Annotated in this window: 19 protein-coding genes; 7 read left to right on the forward strand and 12 right to left on the reverse strand. The window is 68.9% G+C overall.

Annotated features, from left to right (window positions below):
• The first annotated feature begins 16 nt into the window (after positions 1–16).
• Positions 17–682 carry a methylated-DNA--[protein]-cysteine S-methyltransferase gene (locus BMZ48_RS13265; protein WP_091530647.1) on the forward strand — a complete coding sequence of 222 codons (666 nt, stop codon included), beginning with the start codon at positions 17–19 and terminating at the stop codon, positions 680–682.
• On the opposite strand, the gene BMZ48_RS00185 is transcribed toward BMZ48_RS13265, so the two are convergent.
• Positions 675–1436 carry a pteridine reductase gene (locus BMZ48_RS00185; protein ID WP_091530652.1) on the reverse strand — a complete coding sequence of 254 codons (762 nt, stop codon included), beginning with the start codon at positions 1434–1436 and terminating at the stop codon, positions 675–677. The genes BMZ48_RS13265 and BMZ48_RS00185 overlap by 8 nt on opposite strands.
• Before the next feature lie 19 nt (positions 1437–1455).
• On the opposite strand from BMZ48_RS00185, the gene BMZ48_RS00190 reads away from it, so the two are divergent.
• A complete protein-coding gene (locus tag BMZ48_RS00190; RefSeq protein WP_091529765.1) occupies positions 1456–2244 on the forward strand; it encodes an undecaprenyl-diphosphate phosphatase in 789 nt (262 codons plus the stop codon).
• A gap of 34 nt (positions 2245–2278) precedes the next feature.
• On the opposite strand, the gene BMZ48_RS00195 is transcribed toward BMZ48_RS00190, so the two are convergent.
• A complete protein-coding gene (locus BMZ48_RS00195) occupies positions 2279–3514 on the reverse strand; it encodes a multifunctional CCA addition/repair protein (RefSeq protein ID WP_091529768.1) in 1236 nt (411 codons plus the stop codon).
• Complete coding sequence (locus tag BMZ48_RS00200; protein ID WP_159431023.1) at positions 3511–5436, reverse strand: lytic transglycosylase domain-containing protein; 1926 nt, start codon at positions 5434–5436, stop codon at positions 3511–3513. Before BMZ48_RS00200 ends, BMZ48_RS00195 begins: the two co-directional genes overlap by 4 nt.
• Positions 5437–5564: 128 nt before the next feature.
• On the opposite strand from BMZ48_RS00200, the gene BMZ48_RS00205 reads away from it, so the two are divergent.
• Positions 5565–6359: a sulfite exporter TauE/SafE family protein gene (locus BMZ48_RS00205; protein WP_091529773.1), complete on the forward strand. Its 795-nt coding sequence runs from the start codon at positions 5565–5567 to the stop codon at positions 6357–6359.
• Positions 6360–6376: 17 nt separating this feature from the next.
• On the opposite strand, the gene BMZ48_RS00210 is transcribed toward BMZ48_RS00205, so the two are convergent.
• Positions 6377–7312, reverse strand: coding sequence for a hydrogen peroxide-inducible genes activator (locus BMZ48_RS00210; protein WP_091529776.1), 936 nt, complete (start codon positions 7310–7312; stop codon positions 6377–6379).
• Positions 7313–7456: 144 nt separating this feature from the next.
• Here BMZ48_RS00210 and BMZ48_RS00215 point away from each other — a divergent pair, with 144 nt between their 5' ends.
• The gene (locus BMZ48_RS00215; protein ID WP_091529780.1) at positions 7457–8113 is read left to right on the forward strand and encodes an outer membrane beta-barrel protein; all 657 of its coding nucleotides are present in this window, start codon (positions 7457–7459) and stop codon (positions 8111–8113) included.
• Positions 8114–8198: 85 nt separating this feature from the next.
• Here BMZ48_RS00215 and hemF read toward each other — a convergent pair whose 3' ends face one another.
• The 6 genes from hemF to BMZ48_RS00245 form a co-directional block, all read right to left on the reverse strand.
• Positions 8199–9098 carry an oxygen-dependent coproporphyrinogen oxidase gene (hemF, locus tag BMZ48_RS00220; RefSeq protein ID WP_091529783.1) on the reverse strand — a complete coding sequence of 300 codons (900 nt, stop codon included), beginning with the start codon at positions 9096–9098 and terminating at the stop codon, positions 8199–8201.
• 44 nt (positions 9099–9142) lie between these two features.
• Positions 9143–9700 (reverse strand): L-threonylcarbamoyladenylate synthase type 1 TsaC, encoded by a 558-nt coding sequence (tsaC, locus tag BMZ48_RS00225; protein ID WP_091529787.1) that lies wholly within the window; start codon positions 9698–9700, stop codon positions 9143–9145.
• Between the two features lie 41 nt (positions 9701–9741).
• Positions 9742–12282 carry a DNA topoisomerase I gene (locus BMZ48_RS00230; RefSeq protein WP_091529790.1) on the reverse strand — a complete coding sequence of 847 codons (2541 nt, stop codon included), beginning with the start codon at positions 12280–12282 and terminating at the stop codon, positions 9742–9744.
• A 111-nt stretch (positions 12283–12393) separates the two neighbouring features.
• Positions 12394–12861 carry a Smg family protein gene (locus tag BMZ48_RS00235; protein ID WP_091530656.1) on the reverse strand — a complete coding sequence of 156 codons (468 nt, stop codon included), beginning with the start codon at positions 12859–12861 and terminating at the stop codon, positions 12394–12396.
• A gap of 47 nt (positions 12862–12908) precedes the next feature.
• On the reverse strand, positions 12909–14030 hold the full coding sequence (gene dprA, locus BMZ48_RS00240; protein ID WP_091529794.1) for a DNA-processing protein DprA: 1122 nt from the start codon (positions 14028–14030) through the stop codon (positions 12909–12911).
• A 61-nt stretch (positions 14031–14091) separates the two neighbouring features.
• Positions 14092–15228 carry a LysM peptidoglycan-binding domain-containing protein gene (locus BMZ48_RS00245; RefSeq protein ID WP_091530660.1) on the reverse strand — a complete coding sequence of 379 codons (1137 nt, stop codon included), beginning with the start codon at positions 15226–15228 and terminating at the stop codon, positions 14092–14094.
• Positions 15229–15335: 107 nt separating this feature from the next.
• On the opposite strand from BMZ48_RS00245, the gene def reads away from it, so the two are divergent.
• Complete coding sequence (def, locus tag BMZ48_RS00250; RefSeq protein WP_091529797.1) at positions 15336–15839, forward strand: peptide deformylase; 504 nt, start codon at positions 15336–15338, stop codon at positions 15837–15839.
• Positions 15836–16756, forward strand: a complete 921-nt coding sequence (fmt, locus tag BMZ48_RS00255; protein WP_091529801.1) for a methionyl-tRNA formyltransferase — start codon at positions 15836–15838, stop codon at positions 16754–16756. The genes def and fmt overlap by 4 nt, the downstream gene beginning before the upstream one ends.
• 56 nt (positions 16757–16812) lie before the next feature.
• Here the strand turns inward: fmt and BMZ48_RS00260 are convergent, their stop codons facing one another.
• Positions 16813–20205 (reverse strand): EAL domain-containing protein, encoded by a 3393-nt coding sequence (locus BMZ48_RS00260; protein WP_091529806.1) that lies wholly within the window; start codon positions 20203–20205, stop codon positions 16813–16815.
• A 99-nt stretch (positions 20206–20304) separates the two neighbouring features.
• On the reverse strand, positions 20305–21234 hold the full coding sequence (locus tag BMZ48_RS00265; protein WP_091529809.1) for an SH3 domain-containing protein: 930 nt from the start codon (positions 21232–21234) through the stop codon (positions 20305–20307).
• A 366-nt stretch (positions 21235–21600) separates the two neighbouring features.
• Here BMZ48_RS00265 and rsmB point away from each other — a divergent pair, with 366 nt between their 5' ends.
• On the forward strand, positions 21601–22911 hold the full coding sequence (gene rsmB / locus BMZ48_RS00270; RefSeq protein WP_091529813.1) for a 16S rRNA (cytosine(967)-C(5))-methyltransferase RsmB: 1311 nt from the start codon (positions 21601–21603) through the stop codon (positions 22909–22911).
• The last annotated feature ends 1 nt before the right edge of the window (position 22912 follow it).

A 22912-nucleotide genomic window follows, 5' to 3' on the forward strand; every position in this document is an offset into this window, starting at 1 on the left:
CGCCGGGGACATGGGCATGGACGAGACATGGGGCACCTTGCGCCGGGCAACATCGGCCCGCGACGGATCACGCCTGCAGGCGGCCGCGGTGGACGGCGGTCCCCGCACCACCGGCGCGCGCCGCGCCGGCCAGCCCCCGGCGACGGTTGCCAGCGCCACGGCGCCGGGACCGATCCACACCGCCTGGCTGGACAGCCCGCTCGGCCCGCTGCTCGCGGCCGCCTGCGACGAGGGCATTGTGCTACTCGAATTCGGCGAGCCGGACCGCGCCGATGCCCAGCTCGCCGCCCTGTGCCGCCTCGTCGGTGCACCGCTCGGTGCGGGGGATCACCCGCTGCTGCGGCGGCTGGCGCACGAGCTGGCCGAGTACTTCGCGGGCACGCGGCGCAGCTTCACGCTGCCGCTGGTCGATCCGGGGTCGGATTTCCAGCGCCGGGTGTGGCGCGCGTTGCGGGACATTCCTTACGGCGAAACCTGCTCGTATGCCGCGTTGGCGGCGGCGGTCGGCCACCCCCGCGCCTGCCGCGCGGTCGGCAACGCCAATCGCCAGAACCGCATCGCCATCCTCATCCCCTGCCACCGCGTCGTGAATCAAGACGGCCGGCTCGGCGGCTATGGCGGCGGGATCTGGCGCAAAAAGTGGCTGCTCGCGCTCGAACGCGGCCACCCACCGCTCAAGTGAGCCGCAAGCCGCCGTCCACCGGCAGTACGACGCCGGTCACATAGCCCGCCTCCGCCGACAACAGCCAGCGCACCGCGCGGGCCACCTCGTCGGCACCGCCCAGCCGGCGCAGCGGCACGCGGGCCAGCTCGCGCGCCTGTTCGGCCGCGCTGAGCGTCGGCGTCGCCGCCCAGATCATGTGTCCCGGCGCGACACCGTTGACGCGCAAGCGCGGCGCGAGCTCCAGCGCCAGCGTCTGCGTCAGCGTCCACAACCCGGCCTTGGCGGCGATGTATGGCGCAAAGCCCGGAACACCGCGCCGCGCCTGGGTATCGACGATGTTGACGATGCTGCCGCCGTCGGCCAGACGCGTCATGCACGCCTGGATCAGCAGCAGCGGCGCGCGCAGATTGGTCGCCAGCAAATCGTCGACCTGCGCCGGAGTGATCGAGCCGAACGGCGTGCGGTAATACGTGGAGGCATTGTTGACCAGTGCATCGAGCCGCTGCCAGCGCGCATACGCCTCGTCGGCGAGCCGCTCGATCTGCGCGGCGTCGCGCAGATCGGCGCGCACTGCCACGGCCGAATCCGCACGCGCGGCGTTGAGCGTATCGGTGAGCGCGCGCGCTGCGGCGATCGAACTCTGTGCATGCACGACGACGTTCCAGCCCTCGGCGTGCAGCGTGCGCACGATCGCCGCGCCGATCCGGCGTGCCGCGCCGGTGACCAGCGCCACGCGCACCGATGCATCCACTCCTTTATCCTTGCCCGTCATTTGCATCATCGATCGATCCGTGGACAGCCTGTTGCAAGCGATTCTGCTCGGTGTCATCGAGGGTCTCACCGAGTTTCTGCCGATCTCGAGCACCGGCCATCTGCTGATCGCGCAGGTCTGGCTCGACCGCCGCTCGGATTTGTTCAACATCGCGATCCAGTCCGGCGCGATCCTTGCGGTCACCCTCGTCTACCGTGCCCGGTTGGTCCGACTCGCCACCGGCTGGGTCGATGATGCCGCGATCCGCGACGATCTGCTCAAGCTCGGCACGGCCTTCGGCATCACCGCGCTGCTGGGCCTGCTCGCCAAAAAGCTGGGCGCGTCGTTGCCGGAGACGGCCACGCCAGTGGCCATCGCGCTGATCGTCGGCGGCGTGGTCATCTTCGCCGTCGAGCACTGGCTCAAGACGCAAGCGCCGCGCACGTCGATCGGCTGGGGGGTGGCCGTGGGCGTTGGCGTAGCCCAGGTGATCGCCGGCGTGTTTCCGGGCACGTCACGCTCGGCGGCGGCCATTTTCGCGGCGCTGCTGCTCGGCCTGACCCATCGCGCGCGCGCCGCGGAGTTTGCCTTTCTCGTCGGCATCCCGACGATGTTCGCAGCAACCGGCTATGAGCTGTACAAGACGCTGAGCGATGCCACCGCGCGCGCCGCCGAACCCTGGCACGAGCTGATCGCAGCGTTTGCCACCGCCGCGGTGGTCGGCTTTGCCACCGTCAAATGGCTGCTGCGCTATGTCGCCGGGCACAGCTTCGTGCCGTTTGGCTGGTATCGCATCGCCCTCGGCGTGAGTCTGCTCGTGTGGCTGTGAACCCCGAAGCGACGGCCGCACGCCGGGCATCCTTTCACGCCTGCGCCTGCTGGGCATCGCGCCAGCGCTTGAGCGCATCGATGCGCCGGCGCCGCAGCATCTCGCCCACGACCGCACCGCGATGGCCGGCGGCGACGATTTCGTGTGCGGTCACCGCTGCCGCCACGCGCAGCGCCGCGCGCAGGTAATCGGTCTGCGGATACGCGCACTGCTCGAAACCGAGCCGGCCGCGCGCATCGGTCTCACAGGCCATCAGGACGGCTTCGAAACGGTCCGGTTGGCGAAAGCCACCCAGCCGCTCGAGCAAATCGTGCAGCGTCGCGGCTTTGAGGGTTTGCACTCGGTGCACGTTGAGATGCTCGCGCGTATGCACGAGGGCGAGGTCACGGCAGGCGGATGGCACGCGTAGCCGCGCGCTGACGCGCGCGACCAGATCGACCCCGCGCACGTCGTGCAGCTTGTGCGCCGGCCATTCGTTGCGCGGCGTCAACGCCTTGCCAAGATCGTGCACCAGCGCGGCGTAGCGCACCGCAAGCGGCGCCGCCGCGCGGGCGGCGGCATCCACGCACATCAGCGTGTGCACACCGGTATCGACCTCGGGATGATAGTCCGCGCGCTGCGGCACGCCGAACAATGCGTCGACTTCGGGCAAGATCCGCGCAAGCGCCCCGCACTCACGCAGCGTCGCGAAAAACGTGCTGGGGCGCTCCAGCATCAGCGCGCGGCTCATTTCCTTCCAGATCCGCTCGGGAACGAGATGATCGACCTCGCCGCTTGTGACCATCTCGCGCATCAATGCCAGCGTCTCCGGCGCAACGCGAAACCCGAGCGGCGCCAGGCGTGCATGGAAGCGGGCGACGCGCAGGATGCGCACCGGATCCTCGGCGAACGCCGGCGAGACGTGCCGCAATAGTCGCGCCTCCAGATCGGCACGCCCGCCATACGGGTCGATCAAGCGGCCATGTTCGTCTTCGGCGATGGCGTTGATCGTCAGATCGCGGCGGCGCAGGTCGTCCTCGAGCGTCACGCTGGCGCTGGCATCGACGGTGAAGCCCCGGTACCCATGGCCCGACTTGCGCTCGGTGCGGGCGAGCGCGTGCTCCTCGCCGGTGTCCGGATGCAAGAACACCGGAAAATCCTTGCCCACGGGTTTGTACCCGGCGCGCAGCATGTCATCCGCGGTCGCGCCGACGACGACCCAGTCGCGTTCGCCAGGGGGTAAGCCGAGCAGCCGGTCGCGCACGGCGCCGCCAACGAGATAGCGCTTCATGGCGGCGTTCGCACCGGTTGCAGCAGCGGGACCAGATCCAGCGGCTCGCCGTGGCGCTGCCAGTGGTATGCGGCCATGTGCCAGAGGATTTTCTGCACATAGCCGCGCGTCTGGTCGTAGGGCAGGTTTTCGATCCACACGTCGGCATCCATCGGCTGTGCCGGCAGCCAGCGGCGTACCGCATTCGGGCCGGCGTTGTAGGCGGCGAGCGCGACCACCACCTGGCCGCCGAAGCGCTCCCGCATCTCGCGCAGATAGGCGACGCCGAGGGGGATATTGATCTCCGGCCGCAGCAGATCGGCGCGATCCGGCAGCCGCTCGTCGTGGCGGCGCGCGACCTCGCGCGCGGTCGGCAGCAGCAGTTGCAGCAAACCGTAGGCATTCGACGGCGACACCGCACGCGGATGAAACAGGCTTTCCTGACGCATGACGCCATAGACCAGCTCGGGCGGCACGCCGGCACGGCGGGCGTGCGCGAAGATCGCCTCCTCGTAGGCCGGCGGATAACTCAGCTCGAGGATATCGAGGGCATCGAGCCCGGCGAGCAGACCCACCGCCTGGACATGCCAGCCCCACTGCGCGGCGAGGTGCGCCGCCTGCAGCCGGCGCGATGCGTCCAGCCCGCGCACGGCCGCACGCCACTCGGCGTTGGCCCAGCGATCGCGCTCGATGAAATAGAGCTCACGCGCGCGCTGCACGCCCGGCTGTGCCAGCAGCTCGGCCTGGATGGCCGGATCGCTAACGAACGTGCGCACGCGCGGACGGTGCGGCCGCTGCAGGCGCCAGGCCGCGAGCAGGCCGTAGTAGCCATTGTCCTGGGCCAGGGCTTCGTAGATCGATCGCGCCGCGGCGGCATGGCCGCTGCGTTCGAGCATGCGCGCGCGCCAGTAGGCCCAGCGCGGCTCGGCCGCCTGCGCCGGCGGCAGCGCCGCGATCCACGCCGATGCCAGATCCTGCCGTCCGTGCCACAGGGCGGCGCGGATGCGCCATTCGTGGACCTGCGCATCGACCACCGCCGCAGGCAGGCGCGCGAACAACGCGAGCGCCTCGGCACGGTGATCCCAGGCCAGTCCGAGTGCGGCCCAGCGTTCGAGCTGCGCATATCGCTGCGCGCCGATGCGCGCGCGGGCCAGCGCGCCCAGCACGGCGTACGCGCGTTCTGAATCGCGCCGCGCCAGACGAGAGAAACCGGCGAGCACGCCGTCCCATTCGAAGGCTGCATCCGGCCGCTCGGCGAGGAGGGCGAGTTCGCGCGCCGGATCGCGCAGCAACCGCACCCACTGCTGCAGGGGCGCCGCCTGCGCCGGCGGCAGCTTGCGCAGCAACCACTGCGCGAGCTCGAGATTGCCGTCGGCCAGCGCCTTGCGCGCGCGCCGCACCACCTGCGTCGGGGTGATGCCACCTTGCGCGTCGAGCCATTCGAATACCGGCGCACAGGCTTGCGGCATCTGCGGCGCCTGTTCCCAGAATGCCTGCAGTTCTGCACCAACCGTGGCATCGCCGCTGTCGATGCGCGCCTGGTAAGCATGACAGGCCAACACGGGCAGATCCGGATCGGGGGTGTAATGGCGCAGGAAGACCGCCCATTGCCGGCGCTCGGCGAGGCTCGTCAGCCATGCGCCGCGCAGCTCGGCGGCGAGCGGCAGCTGCGCCTGTGCATCCAGAAACGCCATCACCGCCCGGTCGGTGTCCTCACCCGGCGTCCGCCGCACGGCATCGAGCAGGCGCACGCCTTCGAGATAGGGGTAAAGGACATAAGCGCGCAGCTCGGAGCCATCCGGAGAAGAGGGCACAAGGCCCTGCTCGGCCTGCTCCAGGGCGAGGCGGAATTGCGCACGCAAATCCTCATCCGCGGCCTTCGCAGGCCGTGCGAGCACAACCGCCACGGCGGTTGCGACCAGAAAGAATCGGCAGAGACTCATCGCCATCGGGTAGGATGCGCGGCTCATTATGCAGGGCGCGGCGCATCCACGAAGGTCGGCAGGTTCGACCGCCTTGGGCATACGACATCGCGCACCGGCTCTGGCCTGACAATCCCGGCGGCACGGTCATGGAACAGCTTGCGATCTTCGTCCTCACCGGTATCGGGGCCGGCCTGCTCGCCGGTCTGTTCGGCGTCGGCGGCGGCTTGATCATGGTTCCGGCGCTGGCCTTGGTGCTGCCGCTGCAGGGCGTGCCGGAAGCGGTCTATATGCAAGTGGCCATCGGCACCTCGCTCGCGGTGATCGCGGCGACCTCGCTGTCGTCGACACTGGCGCATCATCGCCGCGGTGGGGTGCACTGGGCCGCCCTGCTGCGCTTTGCGCCGGGGCTGGCCCTGGGCGCGCTCGCCGGCGCCATCGTGGCCGACACCTTGAGCGGCACGGCACTCAAGCGCATCGTCGGCACCGGAACCATCCTCGTCGCCGCGCAGATGGCGCTCAAACGCGAGGCGCCGACGGCCTCGGGGACGTTGCGCGCCGGAACACTCGAATTGTTCGCGGCTGGCGGCGCGATCGGGGTGCTGTCCGCGCTGGTGGGTATTGGCGGCGGTTCGCTGACCGTGCCGTACTTGAGCGCGCGCGGCCTGCCCGTGCACCAGGCCGTGGGAACCGCGGCCGCCGGCGGCGTGCCGATCGCCTGGGCCGGCGCCGCCGGCTTTGTCATCGTCGGCTGGGATGCCGCCGGCGTGCCCGCCCCGCATCTGGGTTACGTGAGCCTCTCCGCGTTCGCCGCACTCGCCGCGACCAGCGTGCTGTGTGCACCGCTGGGCGCCCGCCTCGCCCACGCCCTGCCCGCTGTGGTGCTGCGCCGGGCGTTCGCCCTGCTGCTGCTGGTCGTCGGCCTGCGCATGCTGTGCAGTTGAGTGCGGCGCGCGCAGTCTCACTCCGTACTCGTCGTGGCCTCGGGCAACAGACGCACCCCTTTGATGCCAGAGGCGAGCACGGCATCGCGCAACGCGGTGATGGCCTTGCGCCGCGGAAAAGTCTTGCGCCAGACCAGGGCGATGCGCCGCTGCGGCGCCGGCGGCGCGAACGGTTTGGCCAGCAGCAGGCCGTCGTCGGGGCGGTTCTCCACCGACGAACGCGGCAGCACGGTGATCCCCAGGCCGCTGACCACCATGTGGCGGATCGTCTCCAGGCTGCTGCCGGTCTGGGGGCGCGGACCCTCGCCATCGGGATCGACGCATTTGGGACAGGCCTCGATCACCTGCTCGCGGAAACAGTGGCCCGGGCCGAGCAGCAAGAGCTTTTCCCCGGCGAGCTGCCGCGCCGGGATTTGCGTGGCCTTCGCCCAGTGATGATCGTGCGGTATCAGTACGACGAAATCCTCGTCGTAGAGCGGCCAGGCACATAAGCCCTGGAGATCCACTGGCAGCGCGACGATGGCGACGTCCAGTTCGTTGTCGCGCAGTTGCTCGAGCAGCTTGGCGGTGAAGTTTTCCTCGATCACCAGCGGCATCTGCGGCGCGGATTTGCGCATCAAGGGCACCAGACCCGGCAGCAGATACGGCCCGACCGTATAAATCGCCCCCAGACGCAGCGGGCCGGTCAGCTCGTCGCGCCCTTCGCGCGCGATGTCTTCGATCAGGCGCGCCTCCGAGAGCACGCGCCGCGCCTGCGCGATGATCCGCTCGCCGACCGGGGTCGGCCGCGCCTCGCCGCGATTGCGCTCGAACAGAATCACGCCGAGCTCATCCTCGAGCTTCTTGAGCGCAACCGACAGCGTCGGCTGTGAAACGAAAGACCGCTCGGCGGCACGGCCAAAGTGCCGCTCTTTGTCGAGATTGACGAGATAACGCAGCTCGGTCAGGGTCATATGGCGAGATTCTCACGCCAGGACGTGGCTGTGCAATGCCGGCGCGCATGCGCAGCAGGCCGTCCAGGCTTCATGCGCGATTCAGGAATTTTGCGCATAGTGTGCCGGTTGCGCATCTTTCCATGGCCTCAAGAGGGGGCAGCCATGTCGTACCGTTTTCTCACTCTCGTACTGTTGGCCCTGTCATTACCAGCCGTGGCCGACGAGTCCGAGAAAAAGCCGGAGCGGGAGCAAGACCGCACGGAAGGCGTGACCTATAGCGGCGTCGGGCTGTCGCGGGTGGATCCGAAGATCGATACCGCCGGCCTTCAGTTCGATACTCCGATCAACCTCGACGCCACGCTGGGTTTTCGTATCCCGACGATCCAGTGGTTCGGCATCGAGTTGAACATCTCGTCCACGGTGATTCCGGGACAAGTCACCGAAACCACCTGCAGCCCACCGAGCGGTGGCGGCGGTGGCGGTGGCCTGCCCCTGCCGGGGGGCGGGAGCGGCGGCAGCGGCGGGCAAAGCTGCACGACGCGCGATGCCGGAGATTTCGGCGGCCAGAGCGTCGGCGCCTTCGTCGTGCTGCGTTCGCCAGGCGCCTTCTACGCCCAGGGTCGCGTCGGCTACCGCTACCTCAACTACAACGCCGATGCCCTGCGTGAGAAGCGCACCGGCTCGGCCTACGGCCTGGGGGTGGGCTACCGCTGGAACCCGCAGACCGGCAGCGGCGTGGAGCTGGGCTACAACCGCTTCAACGATCGGCTGCAGGCCATCGGCTTTCAGTTCAACTATGGCTTTGGCCGCCGCGACTGATCCCCGCGGTCGGTACCGCCGACAAAAGCCCGCATGATGCCCGCGCGCCGCACACAGGCCTGGCGGCAAGCGCTTGGGGTTTTTGCTAGACCCAGTCGCGCGGCTTGAGGAAATCTTCAAGCAGCCGGGCTTCGGGTGTGCCCGGCTCCGGCGTGTGGTCATACCGCCAGGCCGCGAGCGGCGGCAGCGACATCAGGATGGACTCCGTACGCCCGCCGGACTGCAGGCCGAACAGCGTGCCGCGATCCCAGACCAGATTGAATTCCACGTAACGCCCGCGCCGGTAGAGCTGCCACTGGCGTTCGCGTTCGCCGTAAGGCGTATCCTTGCGCCGCTCGACGATCGGCAGATAGGCCGGTGCATAGTGATCGCCGACGCTTCGCATCAGCGCGAAACTGGCGTCGAAGCCGCCGGCCGTCCAGTCATCGAAAAACAGGCCGCCGATCCCGCGCGGCTCGTTGCGGTGCTTGAGGAAGAAGTACTCGTCGCACCACTTCTTCAGCCGCGGATACACGTCCGCGCCGAACGGCGCACAGGCCGCCTGGGCCACCCGGTGGAAATGACGGGCGTCGTCCTCATAGCCGTAATACGGGGTCAGATCGAAACCGCCGCCGAACCACCACACCGACGGTTCACCGGGTTTTTCGGCGACAAAGTAGCGCACATTGGCATGAGAGGTCGGCACATGCGGATTGCGGGGGTGCAGCACGACCGACACCCCCATCGCGCGGAACCGCCGCCCGGCGAGTTCCGGCCGGTGTGCCGTCGCGCTCGGCGGCAGACGTTCGCCATGAATGAGCGAAAAATTCACGCCGGCCGATTCGAAGACGCCGCCGTCGCGCAGAATCCGCGTCTGACCGCCGCCGCCCTCGGCACGCTGCCAGACGTCGCAGCGGAACCGGCCGCCGCCATCGATCTGCTCGAAGGCCGCGCACAGGCGGTTCTGCAATTCGCGCAGATAGGCTTCGACGAGATCACTGTTCATGGTGGCTTGAACCAGGAGCCCGAATGCTGCGTGCACCGGATGCGCTAGCGCCGCAGGATGTGCCCGGTCTGCACGTCGCGGATCGTGGTCGGCTTGGCGAGCCCGCCCAGCGCGCCCGGAACGATGGCGTCGAGCACACCGTTGAACTGCAACCGCACCTCGGTGATCGAGCGCGCCGGCGGGCGGCCGCTGCGATTGGCGCTGGTCGAAACCAGCGGCCCGAAGCGCGCGCACAGGGTACGCAGCAAAGGATGGGCGGTGACGCGCACGGCGATGCTGTCATGCTCGCCGGTGAGCCAGCGCGGTGCATCGGGCGATGCCGGAAAGACCCAGGTCGCCGGCCCCGGCCAGGTCGCCAGCGCGCGCTTCATCGCCGCGTTCGAGGGCCGCTCGACGAAACCCGGCAGATCCTCGAAGGCGGCGGCGACGATGATCAAACCCTTGCGCCAGTCGCGCCGCTTGAGATCGAGCAGGCGCAGCACCGCGCGCGGATCGAGCGGATCGCAGGACAAACCCCAGACCGCCTCGGTCGGACAGGCAATGACACCCCCCGATGAAAGGGCATCGAGGGCGCGGCGCAAATGCCAGGGCGCAATCACCATGATCGCTCAACTCACCTTGTTTGACTTGCGTTCAAACTCGTTCAAACCCGCTTCGATACGCGCTTGGACACAGCCTTCGCCGCGCGCTTCGTCGTCTTTTTCGAAGTCTTTTTCGACGCCGTTTTCGCAGCCTGTTGCGCCGTTTTCTTCACCGCCGCAGCGGCGGTCTTGCGCGCGGATGCCGGCCCCGCCTTGGCCTTAGCTTGCGCCGGCTGGGTTCCCCTTGCCAAAGACGCCGAATCTCCAGCCGCATCGGTTGACTTCGCCGCGGCTTTCTTCGCTGCCTTCTTCGCCGCCGGCGCCGCCGCGGCGGCGAGATAGGCTTCGCACTCGAACACGGTCAGACTGTCCACCTCGCGCCCTTTGGGGATCGGCGCGCGGCGCTTGCCGTCGGTGATGTAGGGGCCGAAGCGGCCCTTGACGATGCGGATGCCGCTGTCACCGAAGCGTTTGATCGTGGCCGCTTCCAGCGCGGCGGCCTTCTGCTCGATCAGTTCGATCGCCCGCGCCAGATCGATCGTGTAGGGATCATCATCCTTCTTCAGCGACACGAAATTCGAACCGTAGCGCACATAAGGGCCGAAACGGCCGATGTTGACCTCGACCTCCTCGCCGCTCGGCAACTGGCCGAGTTTGCGCGGCAGCGCGAACAGTGCCAGCGCCTCCTCGAGCGTGATCGTGTCGATGCGCTGGTTGGCGCGCAGCGAGGCAAAGCGCGGCTTGTCGGTATCGTCCTTGCTGCCGATTTGCACGAATGGCCCGAAACGGCCGAGCCGCGCAAAGACCGGTTTGCCCGACGCCGGGTCGGTGCCGAGCAGGCGCGCCTCGGCAATGTCGGCGCGGCTCAGATCCTGCTTTTCGTCGAGCCGCTGTTTGAACTCGCGCCAGAAATCGGCGAGCAGCGGCTTCCACTGCTTTTCGCCGCGCGAGACCGCGTCGAGATCGTCCTCCAGATGCGCGGTGAAGGCGTAATCGACGTAGCGGGTGAAGTGCTCGGTCAGGAATTTGTTGACGATCATGCCGACATCGGTGGGCACGAAGGCCTTGCCATCGAGGCGCACGTAATCGCGCGCGAGCAGCGTCGAGATGATGCTCGCATAGGTGGACGGACGGCCGATGTCGTATTCCTCCAGCGTCTTGACCAGACTCGCCTCGGTATAGCGCGGCGGCGGTTCGGTGAAATGCTGGTCGGCGACGAGCTCGACGAGCCGGACGCGCTCTCCCACCGCCAGCGGCGGCAGGCGCTTTTCGTCCTCGTCCTCATCCTTGCCACTGGGCGTGTCGGTACCCTGGGTATAGACGGCGATGAAGCCCGGTTCCACCAGCGTCGAGCCGCTGGCACGGAACGCATTGTCGGCGCCCGCACGCAATTCCACGGTCACGGTGTCGAACACCGCCTGCTGCATCTGGCAGGCGATCGTGCGCTTCCAGATCAGCTCGTAGAGCCTGGCCTGATCCGGCGACAGATAGGGCGCGACCTGCTCCGGCAGACGTGCGACCGAGGTCGGACGCACCGCCTCGTGCGCTTCCTGGGCGTTCTTCGACTTGGTCTTGTAAAAGCGCGGTTCCGGTGGCACCGCGGCGGCACCGAAGCGCGCGCCGATGAGCTTGCGGATCTCGGCGATGGCGTCCTGCGCGAGGCTCACCGAGTCGGTGCGCATGTACGTGATCAGACCCACCGTCTCGCCGCCCAGATCGACACCCTCGTAGAGCTGCTGTGCGGCGCGCATCGTGCGGCTCGCCGAAAAGCCGAGCTTGCGGTTGGCCTCCTGCTGCAGTGTCGAGGTCGTGAACGGCGGTGCCGGATTGCGCCGGCGCTGTTTCTTCTCGACCGCGGTGACGACGAGCTCGCCGGCCGCGGCCTTTTCGAGCGCGCTCTTGGCGGCGAGCGCAGAGGCGGCATTGACGAGGGAGAACTGCTCGACCTTGCGACCCTGTAGCTCTACCAGCCGCGCGTCGAACCGCTGTCCGTCTTTTTCGGCAAGCGCCGAGATCGTCCAGTATTCGCGCGGCACAAAGGCCTTGATTTCCTCCTCGCGCTCGCAGATCAGGCGCAGCGCGGGGGACTGCACGCGCCCGGCGGACAGGCCGGGCTGCACCTTGCGCCACAGCAGCGGCGAGAGGTTGAAGCCGACGAGGTAATCGAGCGCGCGCCGCGCCTGCTGCGCGTTGACCAGATCCTCGGAAATCCCGCGCGGATGCCGGATCGCATTCTGGATCTCGCGCTGCGTGATTTCGTAGAACACCACGCGCTTGACCGGCTTGTTCTTGAGCGCGTTTCGCTCGCGCAGCAGCTCGACCAGGTGCCAGGAAATCGCCTCGCCTTCGCGATCCGGGTCGGTGGCCAGCCACAGCTCATCGGCGTCCTTGAGCGCGGCGATGATGGCCTTGACGTGCTTTTCGTTGCGGTCGATGACCTGGTACTTCATCTCGAAGCCGTTTTCGACGTCGACCGCGCCGTCTTTCGGGACAAGGTCGCGCACGTGCCCATAGGAGGCCAGGACCTCGAAATCCTTGCCCAAATATTTTTTGATCGTCTTGGCCTTGGCGGGCGACTCGACGATGACCAGGTTTTTGCTCATGTAACTCGGCATGCAGGAACCACCGGACGGTGGCCGCGGTGCGCGCCTTATAAGCGGAAGGTGGAGTGACTGTCCAGCCAACTGCACGCGCACGCGTGCGCGCGCAAGGGGTCAGTGCTTGAACTCGCCTTCGTAATACACCATCTCCTCGAGATGACCGAAAGCCTCCTCGGCATCGGGCTGGTTCATCAGCACCAGCAGACAGACCCACTTGACGCGCTCCAGATCGATCTCTTCCTTGAGCGCCATCAGCCGGTCGATGACCAGCTCGCGCAGCGCGGCGTCGAGGATGCCGAGCTGTTCGAGATAGAGCAAAAAACCGCGGCATTCGGCGGAGAGTTTGGCCATCTCCTCGCGCGTATAGAGCCGCGTCGCGCCGCTGGGCCCGAACACGATCGGCAACTGGCGCTGCGCGGCAAGGCCATCGAGCCAGACGAAGGCCTGGCGCACCGCATCGTCGGGAAAACCGGCCGCGACCAATTCCTCGTGCAGTGTGTCCTGGTTGCCGGCATCGGCGAATTCTCCCGCCTGGTAGTGTTCGAACAGGTACATCAGCACGTCGAGTGCCGTTTCTTTCATGGGGTCGCTCCCGTCGGTCTTGATCTCCATGCCCGCGCTGGTCGCGATCACGCCCGATGCAGCCGCTGCCAGCGGCCGCCGGCCACCGGCGCCACCGCCCCGGCCAGCTCGAGCTGGGTGAGCGCGACCTGCAACTCCGGTAATGGCCGCTGGATGCGTGCGGCCAGCTCATCCACGGCAAGCGCACCATCGCCGATCGCGTGCAGCACCTCGGCGGCGAGATGCACGTCGGCCTGCACGACCGCCGGCGGTGCATCCTGCGCGTCCGATCGATGCGCTGGCGCGTGCCGCCTGCCCAGCACGGGCCCGAGTTCTTCGAGCACGTCGTCGACCGTTTCCACGAGCTTTGCGCCTTGCCGGATCAGGGCATGACAGCCACGCGCCAGCGGATTATGGATCGAACCCGGGATCGCGAACACCTCGCGGCCTTGCTCCAGGGCAAAGCGCGCGGTGATCAGCGATCCGGATTCGCGCGCCGCCTCAACGACGAGCACACCCAGCGCCAGGCCGCTGATGATGCGGTTACGCCGCGGGAAATGCTCGGCGAGCGCGCCGACGCCGGGCGGAAACTCGGAGACCAGGGCGCCGTGTGCGGCGATTTCATGCGCCAATGCCTTGTGGCGCGCCGGATAGACACGGTCGAGTCCGGTGGCACAGACCGCGATCGTACCGCCACCGGCCGCGAGCGCACCGCGGTGCGCGGCGCCGTCGATGCCGAGCGCAAGCCCGCTGGTCACGACGAGCCCGCGCCGCGCCAGCTCGGCGGCGAAAGCCTGTGCGTTCTCGATCCCCTGCGGCGTGGCATTGCGCGCACCGACGATGGCGATCTGCGGCAGCGCAAGCCAGTCGGCATCGCCTTGCACGAACAGCAGCGGCGGCGGCTGCGCGATCTCGTGCAGCAGCGGCGGGTATTCCGGATCGGTGAGGGTCAACGCACGCCGGCCCGGAGCGGCGAGCCAGGCCAGGTCGGCGTCGATGGCCGCGCGCTCGACCGCAGCGATCGCCTCGATCTGGTTCTCGCTCAAGCCAGCGTCACGCAGCGCCGGTGCGCCGGCCGCGAGCGCCCGCGCCAGATCCGGGAAAGCCGCAAGGAGTCGGCGGACGGCCGCGCTGCCGAGGCCCGGCGCACGGCACAAGACCAGCCACGGTCTGAGCGACTGTGCATCCACGGCGCTAGCCTCGCCCGAAGGCGCGCGCGCCCGCAAGCCCCCACGCGCGCGTTCCGGCGGGTCAACGCGCCGCCGGTCCGCGCACGCGGTCGTAGCGGTGGATCTCGCGCTGCGCGTCCATCACCAGCGCGTAGCTGACGCGTTCCTCGACCTTGAACACCATCACCGTGCCGGCGAAACGTTCCGGCAGGGTTTCGCGGCGGCCGGTATAGGGGTCCCGCGCATCACGCCCGGTCTGGAATACGCTGAGCACGTGTCCGGGCGCCAGCCCGGCGCGCGCGCCGCGGCTTATGGTGACGACCTGGTACTGGCCCACCTGTGAGACCCCGTCGAACACGGCGATGATGCGCCCGGTGAGGCCGGCCGGCGCCGGCCGCGGGTAGAAATGGGCCTCGAAGCTCTCCGCCTGCGGCTCGATCAGGCGATCGCCGGCGCGCGTTTCACGGTAGCTGCGCACGATCAGCGCCGTCGCCGGCGAGCCTGGCGCGCGCACCTCGACATCGGCGACCGGAATCGCCTCCCAGCCGAGCACTTCGCGTGTCTCCGGGTCGATGTAGGCCTGGCCGATGCGGACCGCGTCGTAGCGGTACAGCGGATTGGACGGCAGCTTCTTGACGTACACCTCGCTGCCGGCGCCCTCGATCAGATGCGGATCGGCAAAGCCGAGCACATACGGCGCATCGCGCACCTGCTTTTCGGAAACCACGCGCGGGCTGCGCAGGAAATCGCGGATGACATCAAGCGGAATGGTCGGAATCGCCTGCTCGAGCGGAATTTCGCGGATCTGCGGCGCGAGATACTCGACGTTCTCGGTGCGCACGAGCTGCGGCCGGCCGTCGCGCCACACCAGCGTCAGCACATCGCCGGGGAAGATCAGGTGCGGATTGGCGATCTGCTCGTTGACGTACCAGATCTCCGGCCATTGCCACGGCTCCTCCAGGTAACGCGCGGCGATACTCCAGAGCGTGTCGCCTTTCTTGACGACATAGCGCAGCGGTGCGTCCTCGCGCAGCGGCACCGCCGACGGCACGGGCTGCGCAGCGGCTTGCTCGGGCTGGAGCGCCGGTGCCGGAACCGGCGCCGGGGGCTCGGCCGCCGGCGATTGCGTGCGCGCCGGCGTCTGCGCGCAGCCCGCAAGGCACAGCAGCCCCAGGGCAGATGCGCCGTACAAGCGCCTCAAACCGGTATACTTGGGCATGGCGGGCATAGTCCCCCAGGGATTTCGCCAGAGCCCAAACTCTAGACGGCTCAATTGCTTGCCGTCAACTTTGGCAGTCGTTTCTCAAGCCAGGCCCGGATCCACTCATGGCGCTGCTCACCATCCTCCATCACCCCGATCCACGGCTGCGGCAGAAAGCCGAGCCCGTGCAGGTGTTCGACGCGCGCCTGCAGACGCTGATCGACGACATGTTCGAAACCATGTACGCCGCCCCGGGTGTCGGCCTGGCGGCGACCCAGGTCGGCGTGCCGCTGCGCCTGGCGGTGATGGACTGCAGCGAGGACAAGACCCGTCCGCAGCCGATCGTCATCATCAATCCGCAGATTCTCTCGCCGTCGGATCCGGAAATCATGGAGGAGGGCTGCCTGTCGGTGCCGGGCGTCGGCGAGAAGGTCGAACGCTACCGGCGGCTGAAACTGCGCGCCCTCGACCGCCACGGCCAGCCTTTCGAACTCGAGGCCGAGGGCCTGCTCGCCCAGGCCGTGCAGCATGAAGTCGATCACCTCGACGGCAAGCTGTTCATCGACCGGCTGTCCAGCCTCAAGCGCGAGCGCCTGCTCAAGAAGCTGCGCAAACGGCAGGCCGCGTGAGGCTCGTCTTTGCCGGCACCCCGGAATTCGCCGTCGCGGCGCTCGATGCGCTGCATGCGGCCGGACACACCCTCGCCGGGGTGTTCACGCAGCCCGACCGTCCCGCCGGCCGCGGCCGCCGGCTGACGCCGTCGCCAGTCGCGCAGCGCGCCGCGGAACTGGGTCTGCCGGTGTTCAAGCCCGAGAAACTGCACGCCGAGGCGCAGGCCGTGCTACGCGCCTGCGCACCGGAGGTCATCGTCGTCGTCGCCTACGGCCTGATTCTGCCGCAGGCGGTGCTGGACATCCCGCGCCACGGCTGCCTGAACATCCACGCCTCGCTGCTGCCGCGCTGGCGCGGCGCCGCACCGATCCAGCGCGCGATCGAAGCCGGCGATACCCAGACCGGCATCACGATCATGCGCATGGACGCCGGTCTCGACACCGGGCCGATCCTGCTGCGCGAAGCCGTGCCGATCGGCGAGCACACCACGGCGGGCGAGCTGCACGACCAGCTCGCCACGCTCGGCGCGCGCCTGATCGTCACGGCGCTCGAGCGTCTGGCCCGCGGCGCGCTGCCGGAAACACCGCAGCCGGCGCACGGCGCGACCTACGCCGCCAAGCTGAGCAAGGACGAGGCGCGCATCGACTGGACGCAGGATGCGGTGACGCTCGCGCGCCGCATCCGCGCGTTCAATCCCTGGCCCGGCGCCTGGAGCCTGCTCGACGGCGAGCGCATCCGCCTGCTTCTGGCCCGCGCGCTCGACCGACCAGCGCCGGCTACGCCGCCGGGGACGGTGCTCGATGGCGATGCGCTCGACGTCGCCTGCGGCAGCGGGGTGCTGCGCATCGACCAGTTGCAGTGGCCGGGCGGCCGCGTGCTCGACGCCCGCGCGGCGCAGCGCGCGCGCCACCTGGTCGGGAAACGCTTCACATAAGAATCCGGCACCGGGCCCTGCTGCGCGCACGAAGCACAGGGCAAAACGAGACCCCTTCAGAACAGCGGCACCGGCAGCGTGGGGGCAACCGGCGCCACGTAGTCCGGCTGCAGCAGCACGGCCACCTGCTCGGGCGGCAGCGCCGGGCTGAACAACGCTCCCTGGATGGCACTGCAGCGGTTGCCGCGCAGAAACACGAGCTGCCCGGTGGTCTCGACCCCTTCGGCAATGACACGCAGCCCGAGCGTATGCCCGAGCGCGATGACCGCGCGGCAGATGGCCGCATCGTTGACGTCGGTTTCGAGATCGCGCACGAAGCTGCGGTCGAGCTTGAGCGCGGACAGCGAGAACTGCCGCAGATGGGCCAGCGACGAGTATCCGGTCCCAAAATCGTCCAGCGCGATCTGCACGCCCATGTCGTGCAAGACCTGTAGCGTCAACCGGGCGCGGCCGATGTCGCGCATCAACGCCGATTCGGTGATCTCCAGTTCGAGCCATCGCGCGGCAAGACCGTTGCGCTGGAGCGCGCCTGCGATCCGCCCGGCGGTATCGGCGCGGTGCAGCTCGGCCGCCGAGAGATTCACCGCCACCGGCACACGGCGCAGGCCGCGGTCGTGCCAGGCGCGGGTCTGCCGGCAGGCCTCGTCCACCACCCACTCGCCGATGGCCTGGATCAGACCGCTCTCCTCGGCGACGGGGATGAACTCGCCCGGCAGAATCAGGCCGCGTTGCGGATGCCGCCAGCGCACCAGTGCCTCGACACCGATGACCGCGCCGGTGAAAGCGTCGAACTGCGGCTGGTAATGCAGCACGAGCTCGCCGTGCGCGAGCGCGCGACGCAGCTCGTTCTCGATGCGCAGGAATTGCTGCACGCGCGTGTTCATTTCCGGCGTGAAGAAGCGGTAGGCATTGCGGCCGGCGCTCTTGGCCGCGTACATCGCGGCATCGGCGTGCTTCATCAGGTTCTCGGCGTCCGTGCCGTCCGCCGGACAGCAGGCGATACCGATGCTCGCCGTCGGCGTCAGCACATGCTGTTCGATCGCCACCGGCTGGGCCACGGCCACGAGGATCCTGTCGGCGAGGTGCGCCAGCTCCTCGGCGTGCGTCATCGCCGGCATGACGATGACGAATTCGTCGCCGCCATGACGCGCCACGGTGTCGGTGGCGCGCACCGTGCGGCGCAGGCGTTCGGCGATCTCGCGCAGCAGCGCATCGCCGACACTGTGTCCGAGCGAGTCGTTGATGTTCTTGAAGCGGTCGATGTCGACGAACATCAGCGCACAGCCCTGCCCGCTGCGCTGCGCCAGCTCGATCGCCTGCTGCAGGCGGTCGGCGAGCAGGTAGCGGTTGGGCAGATTGGTCAGCGCATCGACCTGGGCGAGGAACAGCATGCGCTCCTCGGCGGCCTTGCGCTCGGAAATGTCGGAAAACACCGCGACATGGTGCGTCACCTTGCCCGCTGCGTCGCGCACGGCGGCGATGCTGAGCCACTGCGGGTAATGCTCGCCGTTCTTGCGCCGGCCCCAGATCTCGCCCCGCCAGATACCCTTCTCGCGCAGCTGCTCGCGGATGTCGGCGTAGAGCGCCGGATCATGGCGGCCGCAGGCCAGCGCCCGCGGATTGCGGCCGCGGACTTCGTCTTCGCGATATCCGGTGATCTCGGTGAACGCCCGGTTGACCGAGACGATGCGATCATCGGCGTCGGTGATCATCGTCGCCTCGCCGATGTGATCGAACACTGCGGCGGCCAGGCGCAGCCGCTGCTCGTTGCGCGCCCGAATCTCGAGCTCGGCGGCGAGCGCGCGGTTTTTCTCGTGCAACTGCGCGGTGCGCATGGCGACGAGCTGCTCGACGCGCGCCGCCTTGCCGGTCAGCACCAGCAAAAATCCGCCGAGCAGCGCCGAGAACAGCAGCACGCCGACCTGGGTCGCCCAGGCTTCGGTCGAACGGTGCGCACGCAGATACGCCGGCGTTGCCTCGATGCGGAAGGCCCAGATACGGCCGCCGAAGGCATGTGCCCCCGACCACGCCAGTGTCGAATCCGCCGCTTTGCCCGATTCATACAGCAGGTGCGCATCCGGCGGCGCCGCGGGTTCGGTGAGGCTGAACGCCAATCCGTGCCGGTCGTAGCGCTCGAGCAGATGGGCCATGAGTTGCTCGACCACGATCGCGCCGACGGCAAAACCCTCGCCCTGGGGCGCCTTGACCGGCACGGCGATGACGACGCCATCGCCGAGCTTGCCGATCAGGGCCAGCCTGGCGCTCGCGCGCAACTGTCCCGCAGCCCAGGCCGCTTCCAGCAAAGAGCGGTACTGCGGCTCCGCCCCGAGATCCACACCGCGCAGGTCCGCTCCGGAAACCGCAGGCCACAGATCGCGCAACGGCAGGTACGCCTGATCCGCACCCAGGGGCGCACCGGCGGCGGAACGGATGCGGTAGCCGGCCAGCCCCTGCTGCTGGGCCTCGCGCTCGTGCTGTGCCCGGCTCGCCGCGGGAACGCGCGCCACCCAGGCCAGAAACCGCAGCCCCGGTGAGCGGCGCAGCAGGCCGTCGGCGAAACGTGCGAATTGCGCCTCCTCGACATACGTCGAGGCCTCGAAGAAATCAGCGAGCGTGTAAACCGCGCCACCGGCTTCGGCGAGCATCGTTTCCAGATCGCTGTCGATGTCCGCGGCGGTGTGGGTGAACTCCTTGGCGATCCGGTCACTCTCGACGCGGTTGGTCTGTTGGATCACCAGCGATCCGACCGCCAGCGCGAGTGCCACCGTCAGCGCCACCGCGCGCAGGCGGCCGTGCGTGGCGGCATCGGGCACACGGGCGGCCACCAGCAGCAGCGGCGCGATCAAGAACACGCCCATCGCATCCCCGACCCACCAGGTCAGCCAGTGACCCGCCAGATCGGCGGCCGCGAGCGCGCCGGCGGCAACGAGCGCAAGTGCGCTGATGCTCGCTGCGACCGTGCTCGCGAGCAGGCCGCCGAGCAGGAAAAACCGCCCGATGTCGGCAGCCGTATCGAGCAGCGTCGGCGCCGCGACGAACCGGCGCAGGAGCAAGGCCCCGAGCAGGCCCTCGGCCGTCGAGCCGCAGGCGATCGCCGCCGCCACCAGCGCAATCGTCTGTTCCGGACCGATCGCCTGTGCGTAGCCGACCCAGAGATTGACCGCGAACGACCCGATCCACACGCCGGGCCAGACCCGCACCCCCCACAGCAGCAGCAACGCCATCATCAAACCCGAGGGCGGCCAGATCGGCGTCGCATAGCCCGGCGGCAAGGCCAGTTGCAGACCCGCCCAGCCGCTGGCGCAGTACGCCAGCGCGAGAACCGCGACACGCAGCAGCACGCCGCGACGGTCGGTCGCGGGATGGGCCCAACGGCGCAGATCCGGTCCGGGGACGGCGGAACCGGAATGCGCGCGCGGACCGTCGGCAACGGCCACGGCGGCGGTCATGCCGGCAGCTTAGGTTCTGGTGTGCCCGGAAAACGGCCGCGGTCCCCTGCAAGGCAGGCCCAGGCCGACCAGCGGCGGGAACGGCGCTCGGGAGCAGGCTTAGGGCGCGGACCGGGCCGTGCCCGTACCGGCGGTGAGCGCCGGGGCAGCACGCCGCACTCCGGCCTCGGGCACGAAACCCGTGCCCTCTTCGAGCGCAAACCAGCCGCTCACCGGCGCCGACCGCAGCCGCACGGCGGTTCCCGGCGCAAGACGGCCGACGACCCGGCTGCCCCGTGCAGGCGCCGCATGCACCAGCAGGGGTGCGCGCCCGACGACCGCCTCGGCAATGGCCTGCGGCGGACTGGCGACCGTTGGCGCCGGCTCGACCAGGCGCAGCGTGCTGGCATGGACATGGCCGGGGACATCCAGCAGCCGGTACCAACCCTCGGCTTGCGCCGGCACGACCCGCACCTGCGTACCCGGCGGCAGCGTGGCCAGCACCGGCGCGGTGCGCTCGGGGGACGCGCGCACGTTGACACGGTCGTCCACGGTGACCGCGGCGTAGGTGTGCGCATCCGGCGGCCCGGCATGGCGCACCGTGGCGATGACCTGGTCGCGCTCATGCCTGAGGGCAAGCCGCCCGCTGCCCTGCACCCGTTGCTGCAGAGCCGAGAGTTCGTACTGGACCAGGGCCAGGACTTCCTCGGGCAGCGTCGCGCAAGGCGCTTTCTGGATCAGCGAACGGCCGCCGACGCGGCTTTTGTCCTCCGGCAGCCTGCCCGACCAGCGTAGCTGCAGCCGTAGCTGGTAGAGGCAGTACTCGGCATCGAGCCGGCCGGCCACCAGCTCGAGAGTCGGCGTCACACTGCGCGTTCCATCGTCGCGCCCGATGCGCGGCAACTGGGCGGTGTAACGCTGCACCTGCAAGGGCATGCCGCCTTGCACGCCGCGCAGAAAAGTCGCGAGCGCATCCAGCGGCGGCGACGGCGCGGCCAAGGCCGCAGCCGCCGCGCCGGACAGCAGTCCTGCGGCAAGCGCCTTGTACATGGTTCTCCCCCCAGCTCATCTGGAGCCGGATGGGTCGATCATAGGCGCACTGCCGACCACGATCCAGCCGCTGCCCCGGCCGAACCGGCACGCTAGCGCAGCGCGCTCAACGGCACGCGCGGAACGACGATGCTGGACGGCCGCTGCGCATCGCTGTACACGGTCAGCACACCGGCGAGCCGATCGACGAGATCGACCTGGCGCAAGGGGACGGCAAAGACGCGATCGCCACCGTCCGCATCATCCCGCCCTCCATCACACGCATCGGTGACGGCATGCTGCCACGGTCCACCCGATCTGTGCTTGGCCGTGGCGCCATTGCGGCCTCTACCGCTGAACCCCGCTGCCTGCGATGATGCGCGCCCGATGAACGCGCATTCCCCCCGCCACCACGCCAATGTCCGTGCCCTCGCCGCACGCACCGTCGCCCAGGTCTTGCGCGGCCGCAGCCTCGACGACGCACTGCAGCCGGCGACGGCGCGACTGCAACTGCCGGCCGACACCGCGATGCTGCGCCTGCTCGCCTGCGGCGTACTGCGCGAATTGACGATGTTGCAATGGCTATCCGGCCGCCTGCTCGACAAGCCGCTCGCCGCCGACGACGATCTGGCGGCCCTGATCCTGGTCGGCCTGTTCCAGTTGCGCACGCTGCGCACACCGCCGCATGCGGCCATCCATGAAACCGTCGATGCCGTGGACGTGCTCAAGCGCCCGCAAGCCCGTGGCCTGGTCAATGCGGTGCTGCGTCGATACGTACGTGAAGCCGAGACGCTGGAGCGCAAGCTGCCGGCCGATCCGGCGATCCGCCATTCGCATCCGGCGTGGCTGGTCGAGAAGCTGCGCGAAGACTGGCCACGGCAGTGGGAAGCGATCCTGCAGGCGAACAACGTCCAGGGACCGCTGACCCTGCGGGTCAACCGCCGCCGCCTGTCGCGCGATGCCTATCTGGCCCGTCTCGCTCAAATGCAGATCTCGGCCAGCGCGGTCGAGCACGCACCCGACGCGGTCGTGCTCGCCGAGCCGCGGCCGGTCGAAAAAATCCCCGGCTTCAACAGCGGCCAGGTCTCGGTCCAGGATGCCAGCGCCCAGTTCGCCGTCGGCCTGCTCGCCCTGGAGCACGGCCAGCGCGTGCTCGACGCCTGTGCCGCGCCCGGCGGCAAGACCGCCCACATCCTCGAGTCGGCCGATGTCACCGTCACCGCGCTCGACACCGATCCGCAACGTCTGCTGCGCATCGACGAAAACCTGCGCCGGCTCAAGCTGCAGGCCCAGGTCCTGGCCGGCGACGCCGCGGAACCGGCGCGCTGGTGGGACCGCAAGCCCTATGACCGCATCCTGCTGGATGCCCCTTGCTCCGGCACCGGCGTGATCCGTCGCCATCCGGACATCAAGTGGCTGCGCCGCGCAAGCGACATCCCGGGATTGCAGGCGCAGCAGCTACGCCTGCTCAAGGGGCTCTGGCCGTTGCTCAAGCCAGGCGGCGTGCTGGTCTATGCCACCTGCTCGGTGCTGCACGACGAATGCGACGAGGTGATCAAACGCTTCCGCCTGCTCGCCGACGGCGTCGCCGTGCAGGCCATCGACGCGCCCTGGGGCGAGACCACGGCACTGGGCCGGCGCATCGCCCCCGGCGGTGCCTACGACGGCTTTTATTACGCAGTCTTGCACAAGCGCTGAA

Origin of the sequence: Fontimonas thermophila (assembly GCF_900113085.1) — a bacterium.
Taxonomy (GTDB): domain Bacteria; phylum Pseudomonadota; class Gammaproteobacteria; order Nevskiales; family Nevskiaceae; genus Solimonas; species Solimonas thermophila.